23 protein-coding genes are annotated in these 22,739 nt (G+C 69.4%); 16 read left to right on the plus strand and 7 right to left on the minus strand.

What is annotated here, in order from left to right; genetic code table 11:
• On the plus strand, positions 1-1,275 hold the full coding sequence (locus tag BM287_RS09135; protein WP_090038483.1) for a MurT ligase domain-containing protein: 1,275 nt from the start codon (positions 1-3) through the stop codon (positions 1,273-1,275).
• The gene (locus tag BM287_RS09140; protein ID WP_090038481.1) at positions 1,272-1,988 is read left to right on the plus strand and encodes a type 1 glutamine amidotransferase; all 717 of its coding nucleotides are present in this window, start codon (positions 1,272-1,274) and stop codon (positions 1,986-1,988) included. Before BM287_RS09135 ends, BM287_RS09140 begins: the two co-directional genes overlap by 4 nt.
• Before the next feature lie 33 nt (positions 1,989-2,021).
• Here BM287_RS09140 and BM287_RS09145 read toward each other — a convergent pair whose 3' ends face one another.
• The 3 genes from BM287_RS09145 to BM287_RS09155 are packed head-to-tail and all read right to left on the minus strand — an operon-like array spanning position 2,022 to position 4,098.
• On the minus strand, positions 2,022-3,098 hold the full coding sequence (locus BM287_RS09145) for an alanine racemase (RefSeq protein WP_090038479.1): 1,077 nt from the start codon (positions 3,096-3,098) through the stop codon (positions 2,022-2,024).
• A 10-nt stretch (positions 3,099-3,108) separates the two neighbouring features.
• Complete coding sequence (locus BM287_RS09150; RefSeq protein WP_244528095.1) at positions 3,109-3,825, minus strand: alanine racemase; 717 nt, start codon at positions 3,823-3,825, stop codon at positions 3,109-3,111.
• Between the two features lie 36 nt (positions 3,826-3,861).
• A complete protein-coding gene (locus BM287_RS09155) occupies positions 3,862-4,098 on the minus strand; it encodes a DUF7455 domain-containing protein (protein WP_018191296.1) in 237 nt (78 codons plus the stop codon).
• A gap of 218 nt (positions 4,099-4,316) precedes the next feature.
• Here BM287_RS09155 and BM287_RS09160 point away from each other — a divergent pair, with 218 nt between their 5' ends.
• Positions 4,317-6,416, plus strand: coding sequence for a DNA gyrase/topoisomerase IV subunit B (locus tag BM287_RS09160; RefSeq protein ID WP_090038475.1), 2,100 nt, complete (start codon positions 4,317-4,319; stop codon positions 6,414-6,416).
• Between the two features lie 145 nt (positions 6,417-6,561).
• On the opposite strand, the gene BM287_RS09165 is transcribed toward BM287_RS09160, so the two are convergent.
• A complete protein-coding gene (locus BM287_RS09165) occupies positions 6,562-9,039 on the minus strand; it encodes a DNA gyrase/topoisomerase IV subunit A (protein ID WP_090038471.1) in 2,478 nt (825 codons plus the stop codon).
• An 82-nt stretch (positions 9,040-9,121) separates the two neighbouring features.
• On the opposite strand from BM287_RS09165, the gene BM287_RS09170 reads away from it, so the two are divergent.
• Positions 9,122-10,255, plus strand: a complete 1,134-nt coding sequence (locus BM287_RS09170; RefSeq protein WP_244528097.1) for an alkaline phosphatase family protein — start codon at positions 9,122-9,124, stop codon at positions 10,253-10,255.
• Here the strand turns inward: BM287_RS09170 and BM287_RS09175 are convergent.
• Both BM287_RS09175 and sepH read right to left on the minus strand, forming a co-directional pair.
• The gene (locus tag BM287_RS09175; RefSeq protein ID WP_090038465.1) at positions 10,203-11,501 is read right to left on the minus strand and encodes an acyltransferase family protein; all 1,299 of its coding nucleotides are present in this window, start codon (positions 11,499-11,501) and stop codon (positions 10,203-10,205) included. The genes BM287_RS09170 and BM287_RS09175 overlap by 53 nt on opposite strands.
• A gap of 93 nt (positions 11,502-11,594) precedes the next feature.
• On the minus strand, positions 11,595-12,725 hold the full coding sequence (sepH, locus tag BM287_RS09180) for a septation protein SepH (RefSeq protein ID WP_090038463.1): 1,131 nt from the start codon (positions 12,723-12,725) through the stop codon (positions 11,595-11,597).
• Positions 12,726-12,930: 205 nt separating this feature from the next.
• Here sepH and BM287_RS09185 point away from each other — a divergent pair, with 205 nt between their 5' ends.
• The 8 genes from BM287_RS09185 (at position 12,931) to BM287_RS17535 (ending at position 17,732) form a co-directional block, all read left to right on the plus strand.
• Positions 12,931-13,224 carry a DUF4193 domain-containing protein gene (locus BM287_RS09185; RefSeq protein WP_026307201.1) on the plus strand — a complete coding sequence of 98 codons (294 nt, stop codon included), beginning with the start codon at positions 12,931-12,933 and terminating at the stop codon, positions 13,222-13,224.
• 135 nt (positions 13,225-13,359) lie between these two features.
• Positions 13,360-13,647, plus strand: a complete 288-nt coding sequence (locus tag BM287_RS09190) for a hypothetical protein (RefSeq protein ID WP_139230639.1) — start codon at positions 13,360-13,362, stop codon at positions 13,645-13,647.
• Complete coding sequence (locus tag BM287_RS09195) at positions 13,637-15,268, plus strand: C2 family cysteine protease (protein WP_170857492.1); 1,632 nt, start codon at positions 13,637-13,639, stop codon at positions 15,266-15,268. Before BM287_RS09190 ends, BM287_RS09195 begins: the two co-directional genes overlap by 11 nt.
• Positions 15,269-15,312: 44 nt before the next feature.
• Entirely contained in the window at positions 15,313-15,867 is a 555-nt protein-coding gene (locus tag BM287_RS17530) for a hypothetical protein (protein WP_139230642.1), read from the plus strand.
• Positions 15,868-15,907: 40 nt separating this feature from the next.
• Positions 15,908-16,204 (plus strand): hypothetical protein, encoded by a 297-nt coding sequence (locus BM287_RS09205; RefSeq protein ID WP_139230643.1) that lies wholly within the window; start codon positions 15,908-15,910, stop codon positions 16,202-16,204.
• Between the two features lie 266 nt (positions 16,205-16,470).
• Positions 16,471-16,803 carry a hypothetical protein gene (locus tag BM287_RS09210; RefSeq protein WP_090038453.1) on the plus strand — a complete coding sequence of 111 codons (333 nt, stop codon included), beginning with the start codon at positions 16,471-16,473 and terminating at the stop codon, positions 16,801-16,803.
• A complete protein-coding gene (locus BM287_RS09215; protein WP_090107299.1) occupies positions 16,800-17,156 on the plus strand; it encodes a hypothetical protein in 357 nt (118 codons plus the stop codon). The genes BM287_RS09210 and BM287_RS09215 overlap by 4 nt, the downstream gene beginning before the upstream one ends.
• Positions 17,157-17,402: 246 nt before the next feature.
• Complete coding sequence (locus BM287_RS17535) at positions 17,403-17,732, plus strand: hypothetical protein (RefSeq protein WP_139230644.1); 330 nt, start codon at positions 17,403-17,405, stop codon at positions 17,730-17,732.
• Positions 17,733-17,784: 52 nt separating this feature from the next.
• Here the strand turns inward: BM287_RS17535 and BM287_RS09220 are convergent, their stop codons facing one another.
• Positions 17,785-18,243, minus strand: coding sequence for a DUF3093 domain-containing protein (locus tag BM287_RS09220; protein ID WP_090038450.1), 459 nt, complete (start codon positions 18,241-18,243; stop codon positions 17,785-17,787).
• 39 nt (positions 18,244-18,282) lie between these two features.
• Here BM287_RS09220 and dut point away from each other — a divergent pair, with 39 nt between their 5' ends.
• The 4 genes from dut to BM287_RS09240 are packed head-to-tail and all read left to right on the plus strand — an operon-like array spanning position 18,283 to position 22,629.
• The gene (dut, locus tag BM287_RS09225) at positions 18,283-18,741 is read left to right on the plus strand and encodes a dUTP diphosphatase (RefSeq protein WP_090038444.1); all 459 of its coding nucleotides are present in this window, start codon (positions 18,283-18,285) and stop codon (positions 18,739-18,741) included.
• On the plus strand, positions 18,738-19,439 hold the full coding sequence (locus BM287_RS09230) for a DUF3710 domain-containing protein (protein WP_090038442.1): 702 nt from the start codon (positions 18,738-18,740) through the stop codon (positions 19,437-19,439). Before dut ends, BM287_RS09230 begins: the two co-directional genes overlap by 4 nt.
• 9 nt (positions 19,440-19,448) lie before the next feature.
• The gene (locus BM287_RS09235; protein WP_090038686.1) at positions 19,449-20,225 is read left to right on the plus strand and encodes a DUF3159 domain-containing protein; all 777 of its coding nucleotides are present in this window, start codon (positions 19,449-19,451) and stop codon (positions 20,223-20,225) included.
• A 28-nt stretch (positions 20,226-20,253) separates the two neighbouring features.
• A complete protein-coding gene (locus BM287_RS09240) occupies positions 20,254-22,629 on the plus strand; it encodes an HAD-IC family P-type ATPase (RefSeq protein WP_090038439.1) in 2,376 nt (791 codons plus the stop codon).
• Positions 22,630-22,739 lie beyond the last annotated feature (110 nt).

Below are 22,739 nucleotides of genomic sequence, written 5' to 3' on the forward strand. Positions count from 1 at the left end.
GTGCGCTACCGACTGGCGGTCATCGCCGGCCGCCTCGCCCGCTGGCTTCTGCGCCTGCGGGGAGGCGGCTCCGCGGTGCCGGGCCGCGTCGCGCTCGCGATCGCTCCGAAGTTTCTCGAGCGCGCCGTCAGCCGGCTGCCGCTGGGAGTCGTGTTCGTGTCCGGCTCGAACGGCAAGTCGACGACGACGAACATGCTCACGGCGATCCTGCGGGAGCACGGGCTGGAGGTCTTCACCAACCCCTCCGGCGGAAATCTCCCGCAGGGCATCGCCTCGGCGCTCCTCGCCGACGTTCCCCTCGACGGTTACGTGCGCGGCGATGTCGGCGTGATCGAGGTGGATGAGGCGTACGGCGTCGACCTGGCGCGTGTCCTCAAGCCGCGCGGTTCCCTCCTGCTCAACGTGCAGATCGACCAGCTGAACCGGTTCTTCGAGCCGGCCCGCGTGATCGGGATGCTGCGCTCGATCGCCGAGGGCTCCTCCGAGTTCGTGGTGGTGAACGCCGACGACGACAGCCTCGCGCGCGTCGGTGGCGAGCTGGCCGCCGCGGACCGGGACGTGACCACGTTCGCGGTGGCGCCATCCATCATCGAGTCCTCGCCGAACGGCCTCGCCAACGTCAAGGACCTCACGGGCGCCGCCGCGGCGGCGCTGCCCGTCCCGTCCGTCTTCGTCAGCAAACTCGAGGTGCAGAGCGCCCAGCTCACCATCGGCGGCGAGAATGTGCGCATCGGGCTGCCGGCCCGCGGCCTGCACTACGCCGTGGATGCGGCGGGCGCGACGGCGATGGCGCGGCGCCTGCTCGGCGACCGGTTTCAGCCGAACGCCGTGGTCGCTGCCATGGCCGCGCTCCGCACCGTCTACGGTCGCGGCGAGACGCTGCACGTGGGCGACGAGGAGCTCGAGATCATCATGATGAAGAATCCGCCGAGCCTCCAGCTGAACCTCGACTATCTGAGCGAGTCGCCCGAGCAGGTGTTCGTCTCGGTCGACGAGGGCACGCCCGACCCGTCGTGGGTCTACGACATCGACCTGTCCAAGCTCAGCCACGTGGATGTGGTCTCCGGAACGAAGGCCTGGCAGTTCGCGACGCGGTTCGCGTACGCCGGCGTCGAGGTCGATCAGGTCGTGCCCGAGCTGAAGCCCGCTCTGCAGGCCTTCCTCACCCTGCCGAAGCCGTCACGCGGCAGGAAGACCATGATCGTGAACTACGAGCAGATGATGCTGATCCGCAAGCAGCTCGGCTTCCTCGATCTGGAGGGCGGGGAGCGATGACCGTCCTGCGCATCCTGCACCTCTATCCGGCGGAGCTCGGCATCAACGGCGACGCGGGCAACGTGCTCGCCCTGGCCGAGCGCGCCCGCTGGCGGGGTGTCGACGTGGACGTGGTGACCCACGCGCCCGGTGGCGAGCTGCCCTCCAGCGTGGACCTGATCCACATCGGCTCCGGACCGTTGTCGGCGCAGCGCGCCGTCCACGAAGATGTGCTGCGGATCGCGCCGCGGCTGCGCGCCTGGCGCGACGCCGGCGTCCCGGTCCTCGCGATCGCCGGCGGCTGGCAGCTGCTGGGCACGGAGCTCGAGACGGCCGAGGGCGAGGTGCTGGCGGGAGCCGCGGTCTTCCCCAGCCGCTCGGCGCTCGGCGCCAAGCGGCACGTCGGCGAGATCGTCGTGCGCCTGGCGGACGGCACCACGATCGCCGGGTTCGAGAACCATTCCGCCCGCACCGTGCTCGACGGTGCCGAGCCTCTGGGCCGCGTCCTCAGCGGCACGGGCAACGACGGCTCTGTGGAGGGTGTGGTCGTCGGCGCGTCGATCGGAACGCACCTGCACGGACCTCTCCTGCCGATGAACCCCGTGCTCGCGGACCGCCTCCTGGGGACGGCTCTGCGCAGCGAGCTCCCGCCCGTGGCGCAGACCGAGCGGGTCGACCGCTACGCCACCAACGCGCGGCGCGCGATCGCCGAGCGCCTCAGCGTCTCCCTCTGATCTCTGGGGGTTCGCCGTCCGTCCGGCCGCGAGTCAGCCGACGTAGACGCGGGGGACGCGGGCGGCGACGCCGGTGACCATCTCGTCGGCGATCGTCTCGGCCCAGTCGGCGTACTGCTCCGCCGTCGGCTCGCCGGCGGTGCCGGGACCGAAGAGGATGGCGGTGTCGCCCAGCTCGACGCGGCTCCGTCCCGCATCCACCAGCATGCTGTCGGCCGCCACCTCGACGACCGGGCAGCGACGGCCGTTCAGCAGAACCGAGGTCTTCGCAATGCCGAGCGTCGGGACGCCGTCCGCATAGCCGATGCCCAGGCGCGCGCGAGCGGTCCCGCCGACGTGCACTTCGGTGACCGGCGCCTCGAGCCGCATCACCGGGATGAGGCCCAGCTCGGCCCCGGTCGAGTCGTCGAACGGGGAGAATCCGTACGCGGCGATCCCGAAGCGCACGAACGAGAAGCGGGCCTCGGGCATCCGGATGCCGGCCGAGCTCGCTGCGAGATGCAGCGCCTCGAACCGGGCGCCGAGCGCTTCCGCCTCCGCGACCGCCGCACGGAACTCGGCGAGTGCGGCCGCATCCGCGGTGATCGAGGCGTCCGCGAGATGCGACCAGGCGGCGCGGATGCGGACCACACCGCGGCGCTGAAGGTCCACGGCGGATTCCACCAGGCCCGGCCACTCCTCACGGGTGGCGCCGTTGCGGCTGAGCCCTGTGTCCACCTTCAGGTGCACGACGGCGGGACGGTCGGCGCCCGCCGCTGCGATCGCATCCAGCTGCCACGCTGCGGAGACGCCGAGCTCGATGTCCGCCTCGATGCCGGCCCGCCAATCGGTGTCCTGTCCGTGCAGCCAGGCGAGGAGCGGGACGGTGACCCCGGCGTGACGCAGGAGGAGCCCGGCCGGGATCTCCAGGACCGCCAGCGACGTGGCGCCGGCCTGGAGCCCCGCCTCCGCGATGGGGAGGAGTCCGTGCCCGTACGCGTCCGCCTTCACGGCGAGCATTGTCTCGGCGGGAGCGATCAGCCGGGTCAGGTGCGCGACGTTGTGCCGCAGCGCGGCGAGGTCGATCACGGCGCGGGGGAGCGGCTCGGCGACCGCATCCACGATGGTCATGCGGGAGCCCTCATGAGCGGTGGATCCTCTCGATGCGCCGGCCGAGCCGGCTCGTGATGACCGGGGCGGCGATGCGCAGGGCGTCCGCCCAGTCCAGCACCGAGGGCTCACCGCGGCCCGGGTCGCCGAACAGGACGACGGGGTCGCCCGGCCGGGCGGAGTCGTCGCCGATGTCGACCACGAACTGGTCCATCGCGATGCGCCCGGTGATCCGGCCGATGGTGTCGCCGACCTTCACCGGTGCCGTGTTGGATGCCACGCGCAGGATGCCGTCGGCGTAGCCGAGAGCGACCAGCACCAGGGTGGTCGGTCGCGGGGTGCGGTAGGTGTAGCCGTAGGAGACGCCACGATCGGCGGGGACGCGCTTCACGGCGATGATCTCGCCCTCCAGGCGCATGGCGGGCAAGGAGGGACGGGCGGGGTCGAGACCGAACAGCGCCGGGCCGAGGACCGCGGTGCCGGCGGCAGCACCATCCCTGCCGACGGTGACACGCGCGGTGAGCCCCGCGTCCGCGATGGCCGCCGCATCCTCCACCCGGGAGACGAGAAAACCGCCGACCCCGGCATCCGTCAGCGCACCTGCCACGGGCAAGAGCCCGTGGCCGTACGCATCGGCGCGGAGATCGGCGGTGGAGCCGGGGAGCGATGACGCGAGAGCGGATGCCGTGGAGCGGATGGCGGAGAGGTCGATGTGGGCGTGCCTGCGCACGCTCGTGCCTGTCGCCATCCTCCGGTCAGCCTCGCGGTTCGCGATGCGGACGCGTTACGCGCGCTGCTCTTCGAACAGGCGGGCGGTCTCGTCGTGCCAGCTGTGGGCGATCTGAGAGAGCTTCTCCTGGTGCTTCTTGCCGTGGTGAGCGCAGAAGAGGAGTTCGCCGTTGTTGACGACGACGCGGATGTACGCCTGTGCGCCGCAGCTGTCGCAACGATCGGCGGCCGTCAGTTGCGGCCCCGACGCGAGCTCGTCAACGGCCCCGTTCTCCGAGGTGAGTGTCGACATGTGAGGCTCCTTTCCGTCGCAACCGCTGAACTCGATACCTCTATAGAACCACGGATACTCGGCAACCAGGCGCGCATTGGCTGCTATTTCGCTCAACGCGTAGCCTCGCGAGCGGCCCGGGTGTCGCGGCATGGCCTCCCGGGTCCCGGCGCTTACGCTGGTGGTGTACGTGCTCCCGCATCCCGGGCGGGGAGGCACCCGATCCACAAGGAGCACCCGTGGCGAGTTCGGACTATTCGGCCAGGCACCTCTCGGTGCTCGAGGGGCTGGAGGCCGTCCGCAAGCGCCCGGGCATGTACATCGGCTCCACCGACTCCCGCGGGCTCATGCACTGCCTGTGGGAGATCATCGACAACTCCGTGGATGAGGCCCTCGCCGGTCACGGAACGGCCATCGACGTCATCCTGCACGACGACGAGAGCGTCGAGGTGCGCGACTCCGCTCGCGGCATCCCCGTGGACATCGAGCCGAAGACGGGTCTGTCCGGAGTCGAGGTGGTGTTCACCAAGCTGCACGCCGGCGGCAAGTTCGGCAGCGGTTCGTATGCGGCGTCGGGCGGTCTGCACGGGGTCGGGGCCTCGGTGGTCAACGCGCTTTCGGAGCGGCTCGACGTCGAGGTCGACCGCGACGGCAAGACCTGGGCCATGTCGTTCCATCGCGGCGAGCCGGGCGTCTTCGAGGACGGCAAGGGCGAGCCGAGCCCCGACAACCCGTTCACCCCGTTCGTCAGCGGCAGCGAGCTGCGCATCGCGGGCAAGGTGGCCAAGGGCGTCACCGGCACGCGGATCCGCTACTGGGCCGACCGGCAGATCTTCACGAAGGGCGCGGAGTTCGCCACCGACGACCTGGTCGGGCGCGCGCGGCAGACGGCGTTCCTGGTCCCCGGGCTCACGATCTCGATCGACGACAAGCGGCCCTCCGGCGACGGCGCAGGACCCGCGGGACGGACCACCTTCCGCTACGAGGGCGGCATCTCGGAGTTCGTCGACTTCCTCGCCCCGGACAGCCCGATCACCGACACCTGGCGCCTGACCGGAGAGGGCCACTTCACCGAGACGGTGCCGGTCCTCTCCGACTCGGGCGCCATGCTGCCGACCGAGCTGCGGCGCGACTGCCAGGTGGACATCGCCCTGCGCTGGGGGACCGGCTACGACACGGTCATGCGCAGCTTCGTCAACATCATCGCGACGCCGAAGGGCGGCAGCCATCAGGCCGGATTCGACCAGGGGCTGCTCAAGTTCCTCCGCCAGCAGGTGGAGCTGAACGCCCGTCGGCTGAAGGCCGGAACGGACAAGCTCGAGAAGGACGACGCGATGGCCGGGCTCACGGCCGTGCTCACCGTCCGCCTCCCCGAGCCGCAGTTCGAGGGGCAGACGAAGGAGATCCTCGGCACGCCGGCCGTGCGGGCGATCGTCGCGAACGTCGTGCAGAAGGCGATGGCCGAGCGCTTCACCTCCTCCAAGCGGGACGACAAGGCGCAGGCCGCGCTCGTGCTGGACAAGGTCGTGGCGGAGATGAAGTCGCGGATCTCGGCACGCGCCCACAAAGAGACGCAGCGCCGCAAGAACGCGCTCGAGACCTCATCCCTGCCGGCGAAGCTGGTCGACTGCCGATCCAACGACGTCGCCAACAGCGAGCTGTTCATCGTCGAGGGCGACTCGGCTCTCGGGACCGCCCGCCGGGCACGGGACAGCGAGTACCAGGCGCTTTTGCCCATCCGCGGCAAGATCCTCAACGTCCAGAAGGCGTCCGTCTCGGACATGCTCTCGAACGCCGAGTGCGCGGCGATCATCCAGGTGATCGGTGCGGGCTCGGGGCGCAGCTTCGACCTGTCCGTGGCGCGCTACGGCAAGGTGATCATCATGTCGGATGCGGACGTCGACGGTGCGCACATCCGCACCCTCCTGCTCACGCTGTTCTTCCGTTACATGCGGCCGATGATCGAGGAGGGCCGCGTCTTCGCCGCCGTGCCTCCGCTGCACCGGGTGGTCGTCGTGAACCCCGGCTCGAAGCCGAACGAGACCATCTACACCTACTCGGAGGCGGAGCTGCAGGCGGTTCTCGCCGACCTGAAGAAGCGCGGCAAGAAGTACCAGGAGCCCATCCAGCGCTACAAGGGACTGGGCGAGATGGATGCCGACCAGCTCGCGACCACGACGATGGATCGCGCCCACCGCACCCTCCGCCGGGTGCGCGTGCCCGACGCCGAGGCCGCCAACCGCGTCTTCGAGCTCCTCATGGGCAACGACGTCGCCCCCCGCAAGGAGTTCCTCATCGCGAGCGCCGACGACCTCAGCCGCGCCCGCATCGACGCCTGACCCCCGCCTCCCACCGCCGAGCCCCACCGTCGAGCCCCACCGTCGAGTACACAAAGACTGCGCGTTTTTCGGCATAGAAGCGTGCAGTCTTTGTGTACTCGATGGCGGGGGGCGACACGCGCGGGTGGGGGCGGGGGGCGAGGGGCTAGGCGATGCGGCGGCCGATGGAGCCGACGACGGTGTCGAGGGGGGTGCCGGAGCCGTCGCGGCGGGCGCCGCCCTCCGGGAGGGTCCGCGCGACGCCGTCGGGGGCGACGGCGAGGGCGGGTCCGCGGCCGGCCCAGGCGAGCACGAGCTCGCTCTCGCCCTTGAGGAAGCGCTGGGCGCGGACGCCTCCGGTGGCACGTCCCTTCGCCGGGAACTCCGCGTAGTCGCTGACCTTGGCCGTCCCCGGGTCGGCCCCGGGCAGCGTCGCGTCGCTGGCGGCGATCGTCGCGACGACGGCCTGCTCGGCGTCCTCCGCCGATACCGAGCCGAAGAAGATCGCACGCGCGCCCGCGCTGAGGTTCATGCCGGCCATTCCGCCGGCGGCCCGGCCTTGCGGGCGGACGCTCGAGGCGGCGAACCGCAGCAGCTGCGCGTCGCTTGCGACGAACACCAACTCGTCCGCATCCGTCACCGTCGTGGCGCCGACGACCTGGTCGCCGGGCTTCAGCGCGATGATCTCGAAGTCGGGCTTGTTCGCCCAATCGCCCGCGGCGACGCGCTTCACGACGCCCTGGGCGGTTCCGAGCGCGATGGTCCGCTCCGAGTCGAGACCGACCAGGGCGAGGATGCGCTCCTTCTTGTCCGCGAGCGCCAAGTAGTCGCCGATCTTGACGCCGGCGCCGAGTTGGATGGAGTTGGCCGGCACTCCGGGCAGGTCGACGGGGGAGAAGCGGATGAGCCTCCCGCGGTTCGTCACCGCGCCGATCTCGCTGCGGCTGGTCGTATCCAGCTGCGACAGGATCGCGTCGTGCTTGCTGCGCCGGGCCGGCGGCTGGATGCGGTCGAGGCCCTGCTCCTCACCTGGGCCCGCATCCACGCGCAGGATGCGACCGGTCGTGGAGAGGTACACCCGCGTCGGGACGTCGGCGACCTCCAGCTGCACCGTTGCCGCCTTGCTGCGGGAGGCGGACGCGATCGACGGCTTCGCTTCGGTCAGCAGCGTGCGACGGGGCGTGCCGAACGTCGCGGCCACGCGCTCCAGCTCGTCCGACACCAGGTCTTCGATGCGCTGGCGCGAGGCGAGCAGGGCCTCCAGCTCTTCGATCTCTGCGCGCAGCTGGTCGCGTTCGGTCTCCAGCTCGATGCGGCTGAACCGGGTGAGCCGGCGGAGGCGCAGCTCGAGGATGTAGTCCGCCTGCAGAGTGCTCAGGTCGAACACCTGCATCAGGCGGCCTCGTGCCTGCTCCGTGTCGTCGGAGGTGCGGATGACCTGGATGACCTCGTCGATGTCGACGATCGCCACGAGCAGTCCTTCGACCAGGTGCAGGCGTTCTTTGCGGCGCGCGAGGCGGAACTGCGAGCGCCGGGTGACCACGCTGATCCGGTGGTCCAGGTAGACCTGCAGCAGGTCCCGCAGGCCGAGCGTCTGCGGGCCGCCGGCGACGAGGGCGACGTTGTTGATCGCGAAGCCCTCCTCCAGCGGCGTGTGCCGGTACAGCTGCTCCAGCACCGCCTCCGGGCTGAACCCGGTCTTGATGCCGATGACCAGCCGGAGGCCGTGCTGACGGTCGGAGAGGTCGGTGACGTCGGAGATGCCGTTCAGCTTCTTGCCGTTGACGCCGTCCTTGATCTTCTCGATGACCTTCTCGGGCCCGACACCGTAGGGCAGTTCGGTGACGACCAGTCCGCTCTTGCGCGCAGTGATGGACTCGACGGCCACCTTCGCGCGCATCCGGAAGCTTCCCCGGCCGGTCGCGTAGGCGTCGCGCACACCGGCGAGGCCGGCGATGGTCCCGCCGCCCGGCAGATCGGGACCGGGGACGTAGGCCATCAGGTCGTCGAGGGTCGCGTCCGGGTTCTCGAGCAGGTGGCGGGCAGCGCCGACGACCTCGATGAGGTTGTGCGGCGCCATGTTGGTGGCCATGCCGACCGCGATCCCGCTCGCGCCGTTGACCAGGAGGTTCGGGAAGGCAGCGGGCAGCACATCCGGCTGCATCAGCTGGTTGTCGTAGTTGGGGACGAAGTCGACGACGTCCTCGTCGAGGTCCTCCGTCATGGCCAGCGCGGCGGCGGCCAGGCGGGCCTCGGTGTAGCGGGCGGCGGCGGGCCCGTCGTCCAGCGAGCCGAAGTTGCCGTGCCCGTCGATGAGGGGGACGCGGAGGGTGAAGTCCTGCGCCATCCGCACGAGCGCGTCGTAGATGGCGCTGTCGCCGTGCGGGTGCAGCTTTCCCATCACCTCGCCGGTGACACGCGCCGACTTGACGTGGCCGCGGTCGGGCCGCAGTCCCATCTCGGTCATCATGTAGAGGATGCGGCGCTGCACCGGCTTCAGGCCGTCGCGAGCATCCGGGAGGGCGCGGGAGTAGATCACCGAGTAGGCGTACTCGAGGAAGGAGCCCTGCATCTCGGTCGTGACGTCGACGTCTTCGATGCGTTCCGTCGTTCCGGCGGCGGGCTGGTCGTCTGCTGGTGTCATTCGTGCATTCTGTGCAGGAGGGGCGGGGAGGGCCGTGGGGGCGCCTCGGCCGGCCGGGGATGGCTGTGCCAGACTGGGCCGGATGCCCCCCATGCTACCGGCCGCGTTCACGACGAGAGCGAGCCTCGCCACGGTTCTGCCGAGTTCGCTGGCCGCCGTCTCAGCCGGTGCGAACGAGCTGGGGCTGCCTCCGCTGGAGCACGTCGTGGTGATCGTCGTCGACGGACTCGGTGCGGCGTCGCTGCGCGCCAGAGCCGGGCATGCGCGCACGCTTGCGCCGCTGCTGGGCAAGGCGACCACCATCGATGCCGGGTTCCCCACGACGACGGCCGCCGCTCTCGCGACGCTGACGACGGGGACGACTCCCGGCGAGCACGGGCTGGTCGGCTACCGCGTCCGCGATGGGGCCGGACGGCTCACCAACCAGCTGAGCGGCTGGGATGCGGCCATGCATCCGGACACCTGGCAGCGCTCGCGGACGGTGTTCGAGCGCGCAGCGGACCAGGGGGTCCGGGCCCGGGCGATCGGGCTCCCCAAATTCGAGAACACCGGCTTCACCGCGGCCGTGCTGCGTGGAGCGGAGTTCACCGGCGTGTCCAAGCTGGCCGACCGGTTCGCGGCCGCTGCCGACATCGTCGCGTCGCCGGGTCCCGGGCTGACGTACCTCTACGTCGCCGAACTCGACCAACTGGCGCACGCACGCGGCTGGGAGTCCCCGGAGTGGACGGCCGCCCTGGAGACGGTGGATGCGCTGGTCGCCGGCTTCGCCCGTGGCCTCGGCCCCGGCCGGGGGGCCCTGCTCACGGCCGATCACGGTGTCGTGGATGTTCCGCACAGCGGCCACATCCTCTACGACACCGCTCCGGAGCTTCTGGAGGGTGTCGCCGGGATCGCGGGCGAGCCGCGGCTCCTCCACCTCTATCTGGAGGACGGCGCCCCGCCCGAGGCCGTGGCTGATCGCTGGCGCGACTCCGAGGGCGAGCGCTCGTGGGTGGCGACGCGGTCAGAGGCGATCGGTGCCGGCTGGTTCGGGCCGAGCGTCCATCCCGAGGTGGCGCCGCGGATCGGGGATGTGCTGGTCGCCGCCCGCAAGCGGATCGCCTATTACGACGGACGCGACCCGCAGCGCACCGGCCGCAACATGGTGGGCCAGCACGGATCGCTCACGCCGGAGGAGACGCGGGTTCCCCTGCTGCGCTTCGGAGCGGCAGGCTGAGCTCGCCCGCGACCGGATGCGGGGCGTGGTGCGGCACGTGCTGTGCTGCCGCGGCGGACGTCGTCTCGGGCGTCGGAACCTCATCGGCGGTCGTGCGCGACCCGATCCCGAACCGCTCGATCCAGTAGGCGAATCCGCGGCCGGGTCCCCAGCCCTTCAGCGACATCGCCTTGCTCTCGAGGAACCGCCAGCTGAGCCACGAGAGCGCGAGCACGATGATCGCTGCGCCGAGGATCATCGGGATGACGCCGAGTTTGTAGAGACCGAAGTAGGCGAGCGTCTGCTGCACCGGGAATGCGTACAGGTAGACGCCGTACGAGATGTCGTTCTTCTGCCCGATCGTCCGCAGCCGGCCGGGGATGGCGGATCCGACCCACAGGATGAAGTAGACGCCCGCCGGAACGCCGACGACGGCGTACCCGCCGTTCAGCAGCGTCCACGCGAGCACCACACCGGCGGCGATCCCGAAGCGCGGGGTGAGCGGGATGGAGCGCGAGTACACCGCGAACACCGACCCGATGGCGAACGGATAGGCCAGAAGCAGGAACTGCGGGTCGCCGAGCGGCGGGAAGACCGCTCCCATCGTCCCCGGGCTGACCAGTTGCACGATCTGGCCGGCGAAGATGACGGCCGCGACCGCGACGACCACCGGTCGCGCCTTCGCCAGGACTCCCGCGGCGAGGAGGACCGCGACCATCAGGTAGCAGGCCCATTCGTACGAGAGGGTCCAGGTGGAGCCGTTGAAGACGCTGGCGTGCGCGCCGAGACCGTAGGGGGTGGAGTAGCGGAAGACGTCGAGGATGCCCCAGGCGCCGACATGCAGCGTCCAGTTGGAGGCGAGGTAGTGCCAGGGGCTGGCTGCGGATCGCGCGAAGTAGTCGGCGATCGCGTGACCGTCGAGCGTCCAGATCACCGGCCCGAGGACGAATGCGGACAGCAACAGGACGAGGAAGAACGCGGGGAAGATGCGGAGGACGCGGCGCCAGAGGAACTGCATCACATCCGCCGACATCCCGCTCTTCGTGATCAGGTAGCCGCTGATGGCGAAGAAGCCGGCCACCGCCAGCGAGCCGAGGTTCGACTGGCCGTGCGTGATCCCGGTTCCCGGATCGTGGCCGAAGCCGCCGAGAGGGAAGGTGTGCGAGACCAGGACCGCCAGCGCGAGAACGAGACGGATCAGGCCGAGCGCGTTGTCATGCCCGCGGAGGGCAGAACTGATCGTCCGTGCAGGGTCCGTTGAGAGCATTCCCACAGGATACGGGACGATCGGCGGTCGGCGTTCCGCCGCGCGCGGGAACTCAGCGCTCCCGGAGACTCAGCTGCGGCGCCCGCTGGAGCATCAGGCCAGGTCGTCGTCCGTCCGGGCGCCGAAGACGATCTCGTCCCAGCTCGGCATGGCCGCGCGGCCCTTCTTGCGCGCCGACGGCTGCGGGCCCGAGTCGTTCGACGGGGCGCTCGGGGGAGCCGGGACGTCGAGGGGCAGCGGCGGCTGCTCGGCGACGGGAGGACGCTCGGCGGCCAGCGGACGCTCCTCGACGAGACGGAACGGCGTCGGGATCTCGATCGGCGTGGTCGCAGCGGGCGGCTGCGGCTGGCCGGCAGCGGGACCGTCTTCGTAGGCCGCCGCCTCGCGCTCGCCCCGGCGGCGGCGCAGAGCCTCCAGCAGGTCGGCGGTCTGGTGGAGGTCGCGAGGGGCGTCATCCGACCGCTTGATCGCCGAGACGGCGATGGAGTTGTTGGTCCCCGGCGTCCGGGGCGGCAGCGGCTCGATCGGAGAGGTGACCTCGGGGCCGAGCAGGTCCGCGGACGGCGGCGGGAAGGTGAACGCACCGCTGTCGAAGCGGGAGGTGTCCGGCTCGCCCTCGTGCGGCAGCACGGCGCGCAGCCGGGGGATGAGCGTCCCGCCGCGCAGCTCTCCCGCCTGGGAGAGCGTGGTCGCCTCGGAGTTCAGTGGCGCGAGGGCGTGCTTGCGCGCGTCGTACGACCAGCGGGCATCGTGGTCGATGGTGTCCGCCGTGAACTCGAGCTTGACGATCCAGCCGGTCTCGCTGTCCTTCCAGCTCGCCCAGCGCTCGCCGGCGACACCGAGGGACGCCAGACGTTCGCGGATGACGCTTCCGAACGTCTCCTGCTCGCCGAGCGGGTCGACCGCGTCGGAGGTGTGGACGGGGACGCTGAGGGCGCTCGCCACGATGTGCTCGCGCTCGGCGATGATCGGTCCCTCGAAACGCTGAACGTAGTCCAGCGGCGCTCCGGTGACGGCCGCCACATCCTCGGCGGACATGCCGGAGCGGATGTGCGCCTGGACCTCGCGCGGTGAGAGCTTGGGCGCGTCGGCGGGCGTCTCCTGACGCACCTGGCGCACCTTCGACTGCAACGCCTCGTCGACGGCGATGCGGAACCGCTCACCGTCGTCGCCGACGGCGACGAGTGCACCGTTCTCGACCCCGATGACCTTCAAATCCTGCATGTGGATTGCCTTCCGAGCTCGTTCGTACGGGCCCAGGATGACACGGAGAACCGGGCAATCCGGGGAATATCCCGGGCGTGCCGGAAGTTGCACTGGCAGCGATCGCTGAAAGGGTCCTGGATGGTTTTGCTATTCGGGGGCGATTGATGCAAACTATGGCCGCCGATTGCGAGAATCGGCCGCTACATACGAGAAGTGGATGGGCATGGCAACGGATTACGACGCACCACGGAAGACCGAGGACGACTCCGAGTCGATCGAGGCCCTCAAGGAGCGTGTCCCGGACAAGATGTCGGGTGTCGTGGACGTCGAGGACGCCGACAATCCCGGTGGCTACGAGCTGCCCGGTGCCGACCTCTCCGACCTCGACCTCGATGTCGTGGTGCTCCCTCCCCAGGCGGACGAGTTCACCTGCGTGAACTGCTTCCTGGTGAAGCACCGTTCGCAGATCGACCACGAGACCAAGCTCGGGCCGATCTGCGTGGAGTGCGCTGCGTAAGCACCGGGTCGCTTGATCGACATTCACCTCACGCGCGTTCTCGCATCACGATTCGCCGCATAGCGCGTCCCAAGAAGTAACGGGCGTCGGTGCCCACTCGTCGGAGTGGGCGCGTCCGTGGGCGAGGGGTGTGGTGTGAGCGGAAGAGTCGCGGTCGATACGGGCCGCTTGCGGGCGTGGGGACAGTTGCTGTCGGAGGCGCAGGCCGAACGTGGGCGTCGGGTGGCCGACGGGCGCGACATCGGTTCTGGCGCGTCCGTGAGCGCGGTGGAGAGGTTCACCGAGTATTGGGTGCCCGCGGTGTCGGTGGTGGCCGACACTGTCGACGCTCTGGCGACGGCGGCGCGGTCGGCGGCGGACGCGTACGAGCGCCGGGACGCGAAGAGCGCTTCGTCGTTCGACGGAGGTGCACGTGCGATCTGAGGACTGGTCTGCCGTCGGGTTGTCGTCCGATCCGACGCCGGGGGAACCGGAATCGGTGGATGCGCTGTCGTCTGCGTTGATGGCGGAGGCGGAGCGGTTGTGGCACGTGTCGGACAGGGTCTCCCGGGTCCTGTCGGATCTCGATGGCTCGCACTGGTCCGGAGCCGCGGCGGAGGCGTTCGCGGGTCGGCTGCGTGCGGTGACCGACGGGGCGAAGGCGGCGTCTGATCGGCATGTGGAAGCGGCGGACGCATCGCGACGCTGGTGCGGCGAGTTGTGGGCGGCGCAGGAGGACGCCGACGCCGCGCTGCGGGAGGCGGAGGAGGCGCTGGAGCATCTGTCGACGGCGAAGGCGTTACCGGCGGACGTGGTGAGCGCTCCTGCCCGCGTTGCCGAGGCCGAGCAGCGGGTCGCGGAGGCGAAGGCCAAGGCGCGACATGCGCAGCAGGAGCATGCCGAGGCTGAGGCGAGATTCGTCGCAGCGTTGGACGCCACGCTGCACGGCGCTCGGCCCCGCGTCCCGGTCGGGCAGTTGGAGGACTTCCTCGATACGTTCAGCACTGCGGCGTTCGTCCTCCCGGCCAGCACCACGACGAAGTCCACGAAGGCCACGAGCGAGAAGCTGCTGAAGGAGGTCGAGCTTCAGTACCGCACGTGCCGCACGGAGGCGGAGTGGGCCGCCTGGGCGAAGAAGAACGGGTACGCCCCAGCGGAGGTGATCGCCGCGCTGAAGAAGATGAAGCCGGACGACCTCAAACGGTTCAACCAGCTGATCGCCCATGGCGGCATCGCCGGGGGTCTCGCGTCGTGGCTGTTCGAGGGAGCCCGGTCCCGTAAGGATGTGGCATGGCTCCACGACCACCTGCCGTCGCTTGAGCCGCAGATCCCGGGCGGGACTTTCTGGAACGAGTGGGACGACATCGATCTCTCCTGGCCGTTCGGGCCGGAAGACATCAACCAGGGTGGCGTGAACGACTGCTGGTGGCTGGCGACACTCGCCGCCTACGCCGACACCCCGGAAGGGGCGAACTGGCTCAAGGACCACATCCACGACAACGGAAACGGCAGCTACACCGTCACGCTGTACCGTGACGGGAAACCGATCAAGGTCACCGTCACCGACTACTTCCCCGCTGTGAAGGGCAAGGATGGAAGGACGTACCCCTATGGCGCCTATAGAGGCGACGAGCCGAATTGGGTGTCGATCTTCGAGAAGGCGCGGGCGGCGATGCCGGATACCGGGTCGTATGATTTTGTCAACGGCTTCTACTCGGTGTTCAACAAGGACTTCGGCTCCGGTGGGGCCATGGAGACCCTGACCGGGGATCCCGCCCACTGGTTCTCGCCTCCTGGCCCTCACAGGGCGGACACGCACAGTGCGTCCGAGCTTCGCGGCGACCTGGAAGAGGGGCGACCAATCACTGTCACCACGGCATTCCCAGGCCGTGAGGACATGGTCAACTGGCACGTCTATACGGTGATGGCGATTGACGAGCAGGGGAATGTCGCCCTGCGCAATCCCTGGGGACCGGGTGACGGAACCATGCCCGAGTATGTTCATCTGACCTTCGAAGAGATGTGCAGAGCAGGCTGGTACGTGAACATCGGGGCGCCGAAGTGAGCTGGCCGGTCCTGTCTCGGCGACGACGGCTTGTCAGGGGCTGGGTGATCACTTTCGCGCTGATTGCCGTCGCGGCTGCAGGGGTTTCGGTCATAGCCGTGATGAACGCCCCGGAAGCTGCTCCGGCTCCGCCGCCTGGGACGAATGTGACTGCAACGGCAACCGGCTCAGGGCTTGGGGCTCCCGGCCCAAACCTTCAGTTCAGGTTGGCTGGGACTTCCTCAGCGGAAGTGAATGCCTGCTGGATCGGTTTACTGATCCGGTGGGGCGCCCCTGGGAAGAGCACCACTGGCCTGAGGAATGGTTTCAAGATCTATCAGAGCACGAATGCCTATTCGAAGAGCCTGCTCGGCGGTCATAGCTCTCCAGAGCATTCCTCCAGTCCCAATCAGAACACCTGGGGCGAGGAATACGTTGTGGAGCAGGCGAAGGTCGGTCATACGTATCGCCATGGACCGGTGGTGATTCGGGTTCTCGGGACGTGGCAGTCGTCGAAGTCCGCGGACGACAGGCGGGGGTATCTGCATGTCTCGTTCGATGAGGGCGAGATCGTCTGCCCGCCGCTGCCTGCGGATACGGTCGAGGTCGCGGGGCAGTGAGCAGGCCGATCCAACGTGAGGGATCCCGTCAGATTCGCGGGTGGCGTTGGAGCGGGCGAAGGTTATGGCCGCCGATCGCGAGAATCGGCCGTTACGACGAGAAGTGGATGGGCATGGCAACGGATTACGACCCACCGTCACCGCGGCGTTCACAGGCCGGGGGGACATGGTGGACTGGCACGTCTATACCGTGACCGGGATTGACGAGCAGGGTAATGTCACCCTGCGCAATCCCTGGGGGCCGGGTGACCGTGACAAGCCGGAGATCCTCCATCTGACATTCGACGAGATGTGCAGAGCAGGCTGGTACCTGAACATCGGGGCGCCGCCGAAATGAGCGGGCCGGTCCTGTCTCCGGGGCACCGCCGGGTCCGGGGGTGGTTGATTGCTCTAGCGGTCTTCGTTGTGGCGGCGGCAGGGGTTGCGGCCGTCATCATCGTGAATGTCCCGGAAACTCCACCGCCGATGCCGGCGGGGACGAATGTGGTGGTGACGACCCACGGGACGGGGCCAGGGAGACCCGTCCCGGATGTCCCGCCCGGTAAATCCGGGCCAAGCTCTCGTGACATAAACGGGTGTTCGGTGGGCGTTCGGAGCGACTCTGTGGTGGCCGCCAAGTATCTCACCGCCGAATCCGTCGCCTTCCAGTTCGCCCAGGTCACCGAGAACGTGCCCGAGACCACCCCGGGCGGTAGGCCGCATCCGTTTGTGATGTCAGGTCCAAACCGCAACCGTTGGAGCGAGCTGTATGACATGAAGGGGGCGAAAGTGGGTCATACGTATCGTCATGGCCCGGTGGTGATCCGAGTGCTCGGGACGTGGCAGTCGTCGAAGTCCGCGGACGACAAGCGTGGGTACCTGCATGTCTCGTTCGATGAGGGCGAGATCGTCTGCCCGCCGCTGCCTGCGGAAACGGTCGAGGTCGCGGGGCAATGAGCAGGCCGATCCAACGTGAGGGATCCCGTCAGATTCGCGGGTGGCACATCACCGCGGCCGTTCTTCTTGCGGGGGCAGTGATGATTGCGGTTGTCGTTCTTGTGGGCATTCCGGAGACTCCGCCGCCGTCGCCGGCGGGAACGAATGCCGTGCTGACGACACGGGGCACCGGCCCGGGGGACATGGTGGACTGGCACGTCCATACCGTGACGGGGATTGACGAGCAGGGTAATGTCACCCTGCGCAATCCCTGGGGACCGGGTGACGACGACCACCCGGAGTACTTGCATCTGACATTCGACGAGATGTGCAGAGCAGGCTGGTACGCGAACATCGGGGCGCCACCGAAATGAGCGCCCCGGTGCAGCCTCCACGTAGGCCCCGAGCACGCAAGTGGTTGATCGCCCTTGCGGTCCTTGTCGTTGCGGCGGCAACCGTTGCGGTTGTTGTCATTGCGAATATTCCGGAGAATCCGCCCCCGATGCCGCCCGGTACGAACCTGGTGCTGACGACGCGGGGCACCGGCCCAGGAGCGCCGGTGCCAGATCTCCCCTCCAGACAAACGAGTGCTGGCCGCAACTGGCGCAAACGGGTGCACCGTGAGTTTTATCACCGGCGTGGCTGGGATTACCGCCGATTCGGTTTCCGTCTTGATCAGGCAAGGGGCGTGGAATGCGCCGGGCGACGAGGAGACTCCGTTGCGGGTGTCGGGCCCGAATCAGAACACGTGGGGTGAACAGTACGTATTGAAGGGGGCGAAAGTGGGTCATACGTATCGTCATGGACCGGTCGTGATCCGAGTGCTCGGGACGTGGCAGTCGTCGAAGTCCGCGGACGACAAGCGTGGGTACCTGCATGTCTCGTTCGACGAGAGCGAGATCGTCTGCCCGCCGCTGCCTGCGGAAACGGTCGAGGTCGCGGGGCAATGAGCAGGCCGATCCAACGCGGAGCACTGAGCGGACCGGTGCGAGTTCCCGGCGCTTAGGCAGCACCCGAAGAACTGAGGCGAGCCTCTTCGAGAACCCGGACCAGCTGGTCCGGGTTTCTTGTCGAGAGGAGCCAGTACGGTGTCGGGTCGTCGAGATCGGCCAGCGGCACCTTCACCACGGGCTTGATCCAGCCGCGGATGAGCAGCCAGGCCCGCGCATCCAGCAGGCGGCCGCGCTGCTGGGTCGCCTCCTCCCCCCGGTAGGCGGCCGGCGCACCGGTGAGGCCGAGGGGGATGCGCGCATTCCCCGCGACGAGCTCCTCCTTCGTGACCCGGATGACCGGCGTGGTCGCGACCAGGAAGATCGCCCAGGCCACGTAGATGACGATGGCGAGCACCACCCCCACCGCGAAGTTGATCGGCGCGAAGACGAGCATGACGGCGGGGATGACGAGCAGGGTCGAGATGAACAGCCAGGGCGTCGCCCACAGTCGTTCTCGGTAGAGGTCCATGACCTCTATTCGATCAGACTTCTGCACTAGCCTCGACACGTGACAGATACCGTCGACGTGCCGATCATCGCCGAGTTCCCTCCCGCCTACGCGCACCCCGGCGACGCCGGCGCCGATCTGTGCGCTGCGGAGGCGGTCACCCTGGGCCCCGGGGAGCGCTTCACGATGCCGACCGGAGTCTCCATCGCCCTGCCCGAGGGCTACGCCGGGTTCGTCGTGCCGCGCAGCGGCCTCGCCATGCGCCACGGCCTGACCATCGTCAACGCGCCCGGCACGGTGGATGCGGGCTACCGCGGCGAGATCCGGGTCACCCTCCTGAATACGGACAGGTCGATGGCCTACGATATCGGGGTCGGCGACCGGATCGCCCAGCTGATCGTGATGCCGGTCACCCGGGCGAGGTTCATCCCCGTCGACACCCTCCCGGACAGCCACCGTGGCACCGCGGGCTTCGGCTCCTCCGGGTACACCGTGACCACGTCAGGAGAACACGCGTGACCGACAGCAGTACCCCCCGAGGCTCCGACGACGGCGCCGGGCTCGAGCAGCGGGGAGCGGAGGCTCCGGGTGCCGACGCGCTCGAGGGCGACGCCCTCGAATTCGAGAAGTCGGCGCCGGAGGACCGCGAGACCGAGGGCCCCCTCGATGAGAGCGAGGCCAATCCCGTCCGCCCGTATGTCGATCTCGGCGGCGTGAAGATCCTGCCGCGCGAGGGGCTCCACCTGCGACTGGAGGTCGAGGAGGAGTCGCAGCGCGTCGTCGCCGTCGGCCTCGACTACGCGGGCTCGACCCTTCAGGTGCAGCCGTTCGCCGCTCCGCGGTCCTCGGGTCTCTGGCACGAGATCCGCGCTCAGATCTCGGAGCAGGTGCAGCGCCAGGGCGGCCGGGTGACGGAGCGCGACGGTGCATTCGGGCCGGAGCTCGTGGCCGAGATCCCCGTCGCCGCCCCGCAGGGCGGCCCCGTCGAGACACGCGTGGCCCGGTTCGTCGGCGTGGACGGCCCGCGCTGGTTCCTCCGCGGAGTGATCGCCGGCGATGCGGCCGTGCAGCCCGAGGCCGCCGCGCTGGTCGAGGACCTCTTCCGCAGCATCGTCGTGGTGCGCGGCACGGTCCCGATGCCGCCGCGCGACCTCATCCCGCTCCGGATGCCCGCCGCGCCCGCCGGGGGCACCGAGAACGACTACTCCTCTCTGTAAGGCATGAGCATGACCGATCAGGACCGGCCGGACCGGGAAGCACAGAACCCGGAAACGCGGGCCCCGGAACCGCAGACCCCGGCCCTCGGCGACAGCATCGCCGCCGCGGCGCGCCGCTCCGGACTCGGGCAGCTGGCCGAGAGCGACGCCTCCACGGGGGCGGCGCTGCTGGGCGCCCTCGGAGGCTTCCGCGGGCTGTGCGAGACCATCCTGCCCGGCCTGGTGTTCCTCGTCCTCTTCACGTTCACCGAGAACGTCCCGGTCTCGATCATCTCGTCGGTGGCTGTCGCAGTCGTCTTCACCGTGCTGCGCATCGTCGGGAAGACCCCGGTCACGCAGGCCATGGCCGGCCTGATCGGTGTCGGGATCTCGGCGATCCTCGCGCTCATCACGGGCCGTGGAGAAGACAACTTCGTGTTCGGGATCTGGGTCAACATCGCGTTCGGAGCGGCGATCCTGATCTCCATGCTCGTGCGCTGGCCGCTCATCGGCCTGGTCGCCGGCTACCTCATGGGCGGCGGCGTGGCCTGGCGCCGCGACAAGCGGAAGTTCCGGGTCCTGCAGGCGGTGACGTTCCTCTGGCTCCTGCTCTTCGTCGTCCGGCTGCTCGTGGAGGTTCCCCTCTACCTGGCCCACACGGATGCGGCCACGAGCGCGCTCGCTTTCGCCCGGCTCCTCACCGGTGTTCCGCCCTACGCGCTGCTGCTGCTGGTGACGTGGTTCATCGTGAAGGGACAGTTCCCGCAGGTGCAGGACGAGCGCGCGCGGGGCGCCTCGGCCGGGTAGAGCGCGCCACGAAGGACGAGGGGGACGGATGCTGGACGCCGAGACGACCGAGGGGCTGAACGCCGCCCAGGTCGCGGAACGGGTGGCGGACGGCCGCGTCAACACGCAGACCCAGCCGAGCTCCCGTTCGGTGAGCGACATCCTCCGCGAGAACATCTTCACGCTGTTCAACGGCATCCTCACCGCCTGCTTCGTCGCCGTGCTGCTTCTCGGCGACCTGCGGGACGGCTTCTTCTTCGGGATCGTCGTCGTCAACGCCCTCATCGGCATCGTGCAGGAGTACCGCGCCAAGCGCGTGCTCGACCGCGCGGCGCTCCTCGCGGCGCCGCACAGCCGGGTGCGACGCGACGGGGAGGTCACGACCGTGGCGCTGGAGGACGTGGTCCTCGACGACCTGCTCGTGCTGCGTCCGGGCGATCAGATCCCGGCGGACGCGGTCGTCGTCGAGAGCACGGGTCTCTCGCTCGACGAGTCGATGCTGACGGGGGAGTCGGACCCGGTGTTCAAGGATGCCGAGGCCCCGCTCCTGTCCGGCTCCCACGTCGTCACCGGCACGGGGCTCGCCCTTGTGACGGCCGTCGGCGCCGACTCCTACGCGAGCTGGCTGACCAGGGAGATCCGCAAGCACTCGCTGGTGCGTTCCGAGCTGCGGGACGCGACCAACCGCATCCTGGTGTACCTCTCCTGGATCCTCGGGCCACTCATCCTGGTGACCCTGATCGGGCGGGTCCTCACGTACGGCGGCTTCGCGCACCTGTTCCGCGACGACCACTGGCGGCGCGCGCTGCTGGATGCGGTGGCCGCGGTCGTTGGCATGATCCCGGAAGGTCTCGTGCTCCTGACGAGCCTCGCATTCGGTGTGGCCGCCATCCAGCTGGCCGCCCGCAAGGTGCTGGTCCAGGAGCTGGCCGCGGTCGAGGTGCTCGCGCGCGTCGACGTGCTCTGCCTCGACAAGACGGGGACCCTGACGACGGGGGAGCTGTCGTTGCACGGCACCGAGCCCATCGGCGACGCGGTGGATGCGGAACTGGCCGAGACGGCGCTGGCCGCGTTCGGCTCGGATGAGGCGGGCAACGCGACCTCGGGGGTCCTGGGATCGCGGTACCGCAGCGACCGGTTCCGGGTCTCGCGGCGCATCCCGTTCAGCTCGGCGACGAAGTACAGCGCCGTGGTGATGACGGTGGACGGCCGGGAGTCGTCGTGGGCGCTGGGCGCGCCCGAGTTCGTGCTGGAGGAGCATCCCGGCGCGCTGGAGCGGGCGACCGCGCTCGCGGCGACCGGTTTGCGGACGCTGGCCCTGGCGCGGGCGATCGACCCGCTGCCCGAGGCGGTCCACGTACCTCTTGCCGGGACGCGGGTGGAGCCGGCCCTCCTCGTGCTGCTCGCCGAGACCCTGCGGCCCGAGGCCCGCGACACCCTCGCGTACTTCCGCGATCAGTCGGTCCGGGTGGTCGTCATGTCCGGCGACAACCCGGTCACGGTCGCCGCGATCGCCCGGGAGCTGCAGCTCGAGGGCGAGGCCGTGGACGCGTCCACCCTCACGAGCGACGAAGCGCTCTCCGACGCGCTGGAGACCGCGAGCGTGCTCGGCCGCGTCAGCCCGGACCAGAAACGCGCGGCGGTCCGGCTGCTCCAGGAGCGCGGCCGCACGGTCGCGATGACCGGCGACGGCGTCAACGATGCGATGGCGGTGAAGGATGCGGACCTCGGCATCGCCATGGGGACCGGGACGGCCGCCACCAAGGCGGTCTCGCGGGTGGTGCTGCTGGACGATCGCTTCGACCGGCTGCCCGATGTGCTGGCGTTCGGCCGCCGGGTGATCGCCAACGTCGAGCGCGTCTCGAACATCTTCCTCGCGAAGACGACCTACGGCATCCTGCTGGCGCTGGTGAGCGCGTTCCTGCTGTGGCCCTTCCCCTTCCTTCCGCGGCAGCTGACGCTCGTCTCGTCGCTGGCCATCGGCATCCCGTCCTTCGTCCTCGCGCTGACGCCGAACAAGCGCATCTACACGCCCGGGGTGCTCGGCCGGGTGCTGCGGTACTCCGTGCCGACCGGACTGATCGCCGGCGTGACCGCGATCGTGACCTATGCGCCCCTGCACCGCAGCATCCCGCTCCACGAGGCGCGCAGCGTCACCACCGTCGCCCTGTTCTGCGTGTCGCTGTGGATCCTGTGCGTGCTGACTCGGCCGCTCACGGGAGTGCGGTGGCTGCTGCTCGCGGCGGTCGCGACGGCGTTCGTCCTGGTGTGCGTCATCCCGTTCACCTCGTCGTTCTTCGAGATGCACCTGCAGCTGGACGGGTCGCTCGCCTGGGGCGTCGTCGTCGGCGCTGCCGGGGCCGCAGGAGTGGAGCTCTTCTACCGCTTCGCGAAGCGGCGCGCGCTGGTCTTCGATCGCGTCTGATCGTGGTAGTTTTATCTCGACGTCAAGATAGTTTCGTTCAGCGCGGGATTAGGGTTACCTTGCTGGAAAGGCACTTGGACGGACGACGAAGATGAACGAGGCGTGCGTGA

This window comes from Leifsonia sp. CL147, assembly GCF_900114565.1.
Lineage (GTDB): Bacteria > Actinomycetota > Actinomycetes > Actinomycetales > Microbacteriaceae > Leifsonia.

Excerpts from the sequence above, each read along its gene's own strand:
- BM287_RS09140 (WP_090038481.1), top strand. The coding sequence starts at position 1,272 with ATGACCGTCCTGCGCATCCTGCACCTCTATCCGGCGGAGCTCGGCATC.
- BM287_RS09145 (WP_090038479.1), bottom strand. The coding sequence starts at position 3,098 with ATGACCATCGTGGATGCGGTCGCCGAGCCGCTCCCCCGCGCCGTGATC.
- BM287_RS09150 (WP_244528095.1), bottom strand. The coding sequence starts at position 3,825 with ATGGCGACAGGCACGAGCGTGCGCAGGCACGCCCACATCGACCTCTCC.
- BM287_RS09155 (WP_018191296.1), bottom strand. The coding sequence starts at position 4,098 with ATGTCGACACTCACCTCGGAGAACGGGGCCGTTGACGAGCTCGCGTCG.
- BM287_RS09165 (WP_090038471.1), bottom strand. The coding sequence starts at position 9,039 with ATGACACCAGCAGACGACCAGCCCGCCGCCGGAACGACGGAACGCATC.
- BM287_RS09170 (WP_244528097.1), top strand. The coding sequence starts at position 9,122 with ATGCCCCCCATGCTACCGGCCGCGTTCACGACGAGAGCGAGCCTCGCC.
- BM287_RS09175 (WP_090038465.1), bottom strand. The coding sequence starts at position 11,501 with ATGCTCTCAACGGACCCTGCACGGACGATCAGTTCTGCCCTCCGCGGG.
- sepH (WP_090038463.1), bottom strand. The coding sequence starts at position 12,725 with ATGCAGGATTTGAAGGTCATCGGGGTCGAGAACGGTGCACTCGTCGCC.
- BM287_RS09185 (WP_026307201.1), top strand. The coding sequence starts at position 12,931 with ATGGCAACGGATTACGACGCACCACGGAAGACCGAGGACGACTCCGAG.
- BM287_RS09215 (WP_090107299.1), top strand. The coding sequence starts at position 16,800 with ATGAGCAGGCCGATCCAACGTGAGGGATCCCGTCAGATTCGCGGGTGG.
- BM287_RS09220 (WP_090038450.1), bottom strand. The coding sequence starts at position 18,243 with ATGGACCTCTACCGAGAACGACTGTGGGCGACGCCCTGGCTGTTCATC.
- BM287_RS09235 (WP_090038686.1), top strand. The coding sequence starts at position 19,449 with ATGACCGATCAGGACCGGCCGGACCGGGAAGCACAGAACCCGGAAACG.
- BM287_RS09240 (WP_090038439.1), top strand. The coding sequence starts at position 20,254 with ATGCTGGACGCCGAGACGACCGAGGGGCTGAACGCCGCCCAGGTCGCG.